The following is a 6,504-nucleotide window of genomic DNA, read 5'->3' as shown; positions in this document are numbered from 1 at the left end:
GCCCACTATCACCACAACAGACCACATCCCGCCCCACAGACGATCAGACCGACACAAGCTACACAATAACAAGAACTTACACCAACAGCTCAGCGGCAGGATCTGAATGCCCGGCATCGAATGAGATTCCGGCGACGCAGACGGTGAAATAGCTCAATAGTCGCGTGGGAAAACGGATCGACAGGGCAAGCCGAACGCACACCGTTCGCATCTGTCTAGGCAGAAAGACCTTATGACAAGCAATCTGACGCCGATCCGATGTGACGGAAAGCCCAAAGATGGACCGCGCACACCTTCGCCGACGCCGAAACACCGATCCGCCGATGCCGTCGACCGGCTATGACTCGCGGCTGCCCAATGCCAGTGAACTCCAGAGCATCGTCAACCACACCCGCGCCGGCGGACGGGTCCGGCAGGCACCCACCACGCAGCCAAGGCTGGCCGCCGTACCGCTGGTCATCGAGCAGCTAACCTTAAGTGACCGGCTGACCCAACGTTACGGGCACGGCGGCGCGTCGTTTCCGATCTTGGCACGGGCTGCCAGCAGATCGCCCGAGGTGATCGAGCCGTTCCCGTTGATGTCGTACCGCGCGTTCGAGCAGTCCAGCGACTCGTTGATGTGAGCCCGGATCGCCAACAGGTCGCCCGAGGTAACGTCCAGGTTGCCGTTGGCGTCTCCCACCAGGGCCGCCAGACATACATCCCGATCGCCGCCGAGCGGACCTCCGCCGGCGGAAGTGACCTCCGCTGCGACGGTCACCGTGTACATATCCTGATCCGGCAGCGCCGCACACAGGTTGATGACCATGCACGTATCGCCGTCCCAGGTCACGCTGCAAGGGGTGGCCTGCGGGCCGTTTCGCACGCCGACAATTGAGATCAGGCTCGGGTCGGTCGCCGACACGTCCATCGCCTGATCGAACCAGACCCGAAGCCGCTGAATGCCCGACGTACCGGCTTCCACGTAAGGATAACCCGAGGCATTTGGATCGTACGGGATAGCGCAGCAGAGATCGGTTTGGCCGTGACTTACGCCAATGTCCCAACTGACGATCGCCGCCGCTCCGGCGTAGTGGTTGCCGAAGTTCCAGCCGGTCTCGATCTCGCCCGAGTCGACGACCACCGTGTGGGTCCCGGCAGGGGCCAGACGAATCACGGTGACCGCCTGATGGGCCATCCCCGCATAGCTGTCGCCCCATGTCATGGTGTGAACGCCGTTATCCCACGTGTCGTGCAGATAGACGGTCTGGCTGGCCTCCTCATACCCGATACCCACCATGCTGTGGCCTTCCACCTGGATCATCACCGGCCGGCCCAAGTCGATCTCGTTCATGTAGTCGGCGAACGTGAACCCTCCCGAAGTCGGCGGGTCAACCAGCTGCGTATAGTTCTCCACCACGGTGTAGCCGCGGGACTCGGCGAACAGGCGCATCCCGTGGTCCAGAGCAGTCTGCGGCATACCCCACGACTCCGGCGGAACGAAGTCGTACAGCCTGGACCCATCCGTGTTCCAGACCAGGATGGTGGACCCGTCAACGTTGATGTCTCTCTCCCCGTCGCCGTCCGGCCACGGGTCGATGTCCCACTTCCACTGGTTGGTCCCCATGAAGTCCGCTGTGCAAAGTTCCCAGAGGTGCTCGACCCAGCCGTTTCGCTCCCACGGATCGACGCCGCTATAGCTGTAGTAGTCCCAGTAGTCGTCAACGTGCCCTCTGGCCGTTCTTCCATCGTGGCCGTTCTGGGTGGCGATGATGTAGCAGGATCCCGGAATGGGATTGCCCGGATCATCCCCCTGTCCCAGATCGGCCAGCGGCGCGATCCCGCCGTTCGTGGGCCCGGCGTACATGTGCGGGTATCCGGTCCGATCGTAGTAGCCGAACATCATGCCCGCCGACGTGGCGGAGCACCCGTACGTCCACGTCGAGGTCGGCACCTCGGGCAGCATCACAGCGGCCTGCGGAATCGCGAACGCCGCCTGCACCCCGATGCCCGATGGACGGGTGGGCGGACTGTCCATGATCACCACCTTGATCTTGCTGAGCTCCTCGCCGCTCATCGCGTCGCCGTAGGTCGTCCGTCCGGCGGAGGCGGCCATCGGAGCGGTCCACCCGGCGCCCGGGAAGGTCTGCTCCCAATCGTCCTGAGGGACCTCAGCCACCACGTAGGCGCCCGGCTCCAGGCCGATGAACGCGTAGTCCCCGTTGGGATCGGTCAACTGCTGCGGTTCGTTCGGGTCCCACTGGCCGTCCAGGTTCTGGTCAAGGTAGATCTGCCAGCCGGCAAGGCCAGGTTCGGTGCCGTCCCAGTTGCCGTCTCCGTTCAGGTCGTTCCACTTGCTGCCGCGAATCTCTCCCGGCTCGATGTCGCCTACCGTCACCTCAAAGACCTGGCCCCAGTTGTTGGATTCGTCGCTCTCCGAGACCTCCAGATAGTCATCCGCCATCACCGCCACGTAGTACGTACCCGGCTGGTTGAAGGGCGCTTCGTCCGGCCAGGCTATGCCTGCGCTCCCACCGCTGGCGGCGCCCGGAGCCAGGACTGGGCTTCGGTACCAGGCCCACATAGAGTCCGACGTACTCATGGTCGGGTCCGTGGAGATGTACCACGTCACCCAGAACTCGTTCGGCGTCGCCGCGCTCCCGATGTTTCTCACCGTGTTGACGAGAGTCACCGGTTCACCCGGTGTAACCGTCAGCGGCGTGCATGACGAGCTTTCCACCACCAGGTCGGGCATGCCACCCGATGCATACTTCTCGATGACGACGTCATCGACGTACGCACCCTCATACTGGACCATGTAATCGCTCTGAAAAACGAAGGTGAACCAGACCGAATCGTCGCCCAGATAATCGTTCAAGCTGAATGTAGCGGAGTACCACGTTCGGTCGTATCCGGCCATGGAATACCCGTTGTAGTCAGCATTGTCACCGGAGGCGCCGTAGAAGAGGGAGTCGTAACCGGCTTCAACGTCCAACCAGTAGCGGAACGTCACGCGAGCATCCGTGGCGTCCGAGAGATCGAACGGACCGTAGACCATCCACGCGGACATGTTCGGGTCGTATGGACCGGGTGGAACGCGATCGTATCCGTCGCACCATGCGCTCCAGGACCCGGAATACGCCCTGTAGGACGTCGGACCCCACGTCGGATAGTTGTAGAGATCCCAGTACCAGCTTCCCTCAAACCCGTCGTTGAGGATCGTCACCCATCCAGCCGACGGCTCCGCCACACGTTGATCCGGCTGATCCTTCCGCGGAAACAGCCATGAAAGAAGCTCCTTCTCAGGAGAAACGACGGGCTGCCGACTCGCCACGTCCTCCGCTCTTGTCAGCGTCGCGGGCACAGCGCCTTTGGCGCAGCCAACCCTGTCGCGCACCCCGGTCTGATAGTCTCTCCACGCGATGCGGCTGGGCTTGGCCACAGTCTTGTTCTTCGCGCCGCGCTGGGCGCTGCCGCCCTTGCTCACCGTCGGCGTCGTCTTGGCGCCCGGTTGACCGGAAGAAAGCTCGTTGGGCGCGGCGCCAATCGACAGCAATGCCGCAGCCAGAAACACAAGCTCCACAACGCTGATGCAAGATCGGCTCTTCATGGTACACCCCAACAAGATCGCCTCATGTTAACCTCGCGCACGATCGCAAGGCAAAGCACCCACTCGTTGGACGAAGCGCCCGTCACTGCCTGCGGAGGTGGCCAAAGGGGAACTGGCGAAACCCGGCTGCTATCCTGTCAGCCGGAGAAAAGAAAGGTCTTTCGGACCAGCCGGCCCGATCGTCCTGATCGCAGTAAAAAGACTCCTTGCCGCCTCACAACCACCTCCTCATCACCACCCTATAATAACATGATGCGCCGCCTGAACGCCAACGAAAATCCACCGATAGCCGCTCCTGACTGTGCCGACTGAACGGAACAACTCGCTCTTGCGAGATGTTCCGACAGAGGAGGCGCAGGTCGTTCCGCGCGCATCCGCGGTGATCTCGCAGCGGGCGATCCCGCTGGACGACAACATAAGGCCCTGCCATACGGCCATTTGCACAGCTTATGGCCTGATATTGGACGTTTCTGAGTGCCCGCCAGGTGTCGCCAATCCGTTCAAAAGACCCGTGCCCCGGGAGAACAGGGTTGACATCCGCACTCGAACGTGGTAAGGTGCAAGTGAATTCGATGGGTGCGGGATGAGGTAGCTGGCGAAGGGAGCCTTTTTTAGGAGAGAGAGTGACCATGCACATGGGGCACGGGTAGCACCGCGCAGCCAACTCCAGCCGGGATTGCCACAGGCGCGAAAGGTCTTTTCACGCCTCGGGTCTGGCGATCCCCTGTTGTGGGTCCGGCGTACGGTCTCCGTCAAACCCCATCCGCCTTCAAATGGTGAATGATCTGCGGCGGTGGCCTGCAGAGAAGTGATCAGACCTGTTTTCAGAGGGAGAGAGAGATGAAAAATGGTCAGTTGGTTGTGCTATGCCTGCTTGCAGGCGTCTGCGTTATCGGTTCAGGGGTGGCCGCAGCGGCGCCTGAGCTGGATCTCTGGATTGGAGGACCCTTCACCGACTCCAGTCAGCCCGCCGTCTCCGGAACGCAGATGACTCTTGAGGTCCTGCGATCCAGTTCCAACTCCGGTCTTGCCAATCTGACCTATACGTTCGACTTGAGCGAAAACCTGCAGATGGTCAACCGCGAGTACAGCGACTACGGCTGGGTGGCCAACGACGGCCTGTTCGACAACTCCGATCCGGCCGATGGCAGCCTGTCCGCCAGCTTCTCCTCGCTTCGCTTCGACACGGTGGCCAGCCCGGCGGGCACCGAGTTTGACCCGAATACGTCCGGAGTGGTGGAGCAACTGACCTTCACCGTCCCGGCTGTGACGTCGCCGCGATGGATCTTCTTCGACGTCTTAGGCGTCACCGCCACCGACGGCAACGGCATCGATTGGGTCACCGCCCTGTGCGGCACCATCGAAGTGAACCCCGACTATCTGTTCTCGAGAGCCGAGGTCGGGACTCACACCTTCGGAGTGTTCGTTCCTGAACCGGCGACCCTCATGATCCTGATGGTCGCCCTGGGCCTCGGCGCCGGCAAGCATCGGCGACGTGTTTGCTGATCGCAGCCATAGGGTTTCGTGAGTGACGTCTGCCGGGTGTAAAAACAAGCCAGGGGAGCGGCCAAGGCCGCTCCCCTGGAACCGTTTATCTCGTTGTACTTACGGTTTGCGGAAGATGTAGCCCTTGCCGCGTCCCATCGACTGGAAGCAGGTGTAGGCGTTCATCGCCTGGCGAACCCGGTCTTCATTCCATCCCGCCGCCGGATCGGCCTTCGCCGCCGCGGCGGCGATGTCCGGCACGGTCATCGGCCGATCGCTCATCACCTCGGTCAGGACGTACGCCTTGGCCGCCGTCGTCGGACAGGCCATTCGGCCGCCCGGCTTGCGCGGCGCCGCCGCCGGCGCGCCGGCGCCTTCGGTCGCCAACCCCAACTCACCGGCGATCGTCTGGTTGACCTTCGCCAGTTGCCGCTCGATGTCGGCCCGCGCGGCTTCGACCTGCTTGAGGATCTTCTCGCCGCCCAGCGCGTGAAGCTGCTGGTCCAACTGATTCCACTTGTCCCAGGCCCGCTTCTTGGCTGCGGCAACCTGTTTGATTTCTTCAATGCGTTCACCACCAACTCGTTCATCGACGGCGGTAAGCTCCTGCTGCAGTCGGTTTCGCTCCGCCAACAACCCGGCAAGGGCGTCGGACAGCGGCGCGGTATCGGCTTTTTCCCTGGTCGACTTCTTGGTCTTGCTCACAGCGTTCTCCTGTATTCAGTCATCACGAGCAGGAATGATATCATGCCTCATCATGCAACACCAGTGGGGACAGGAGCCACTACTCACCGCTGCGTTCATCCAAAACAGCGGAGTCCCCTCAAGGTGTGCAAACGAATTTACTGTCGGGAACCCGGTAACACTGCCTCCGAATTCGGAGGCAATATCTATCGCCAAATTGGGCGACAAGGGCTTCGACATGGAAGCCCATTGGCTACAAGCACTTACAAATGGCGGCGGTGAGACTTGAACTCACGACCTTGGGTTTATGAATCCCATGCTCTAGCCAGCTGAGCTACACCGCCAAGTAGTTGTCAAACAATGCTTTAGAGGCAGATGAATGTCTTTCCTCAAGCAGTAACGGAGATTCTAGTCATCATGGCGGGGCGAGTCAATACCAAACTGGCTGACCTATATTTCAACATAGCTGCAATATATCTGCAACATAGCGGAAATAGCGCCGCGAGCCGCTCTGGCGAGGCGAGCCGTCGGTCGAGTTGGCCGGTGGAGCTACCACTACGATGGTGAGAACCGGCTGGTGGCGATGGAGGCGAGCGATCCGAACGCCGCGGTCGGGCCGGCGCTGCGGCTGGCGTTCAGCTACGACTACAAGGGCCGCCGGACGGCCAAGGTGGTCTACGAGTGGAGCGGCAGCGCCTGGACACTGGCGGCCACCACCAAATTCGCATGGCTATAATTCCGTAATT

Annotated in this window: 4 protein-coding genes and 1 tRNA gene; 2 read left to right on the top strand and 3 right to left on the bottom strand. The window is 61.5% G+C overall.

Translation table 11 applies throughout. From position 1 onward, the window contains the following. Positions 1–496 precede the first annotated feature (496 nt). A complete protein-coding gene (locus GXY33_18255; protein ID NLX07084.1) occupies positions 497–3,589 on the bottom strand; it encodes a hypothetical protein in 3,093 nt (1,030 codons plus the stop codon). Positions 3,590–4,429: 840 nt separating this feature from the next. Between GXY33_18255 and GXY33_18250 the strand changes: the two genes are divergently transcribed. After that, positions 4,430–5,095, top strand: a complete 666-nt coding sequence (locus tag GXY33_18250) for a PEP-CTERM sorting domain-containing protein (protein NLX07083.1) — start codon at positions 4,430–4,432, stop codon at positions 5,093–5,095. Between the two features lie 99 nt (positions 5,096–5,194). On the opposite strand, the gene GXY33_18245 is transcribed toward GXY33_18250, so the two are convergent. Continuing rightward, positions 5,195–5,779 carry a hypothetical protein gene (locus GXY33_18245; protein ID NLX07082.1) on the bottom strand — a complete coding sequence of 195 codons (585 nt, stop codon included), beginning with the start codon at positions 5,777–5,779 and terminating at the stop codon, positions 5,195–5,197. Between the two features lie 249 nt (positions 5,780–6,028). Continuing rightward, positions 6,029–6,102: transfer RNA gene (locus GXY33_18240), tRNA-Met, on the bottom strand. Between the two features lie 233 nt (positions 6,103–6,335). On the opposite strand from GXY33_18240, the gene GXY33_18235 reads away from it, so the two are divergent. Further along, the gene (locus tag GXY33_18235) at positions 6,336–6,494 is read left to right on the top strand and encodes a hypothetical protein (protein NLX07081.1); all 159 of its coding nucleotides are present in this window, start codon (positions 6,336–6,338) and stop codon (positions 6,492–6,494) included. Positions 6,495–6,504 lie beyond the last annotated feature (10 nt).

This window comes from Phycisphaerae bacterium (genome assembly GCA_012729815.1).
In the GTDB taxonomy this organism is placed as follows: domain Bacteria; phylum Planctomycetota; class Phycisphaerae; order JAAYCJ01; family JAAYCJ01; genus JAAYCJ01.
This window is presented reverse-complemented; position numbering and strand designations above follow the sequence as displayed.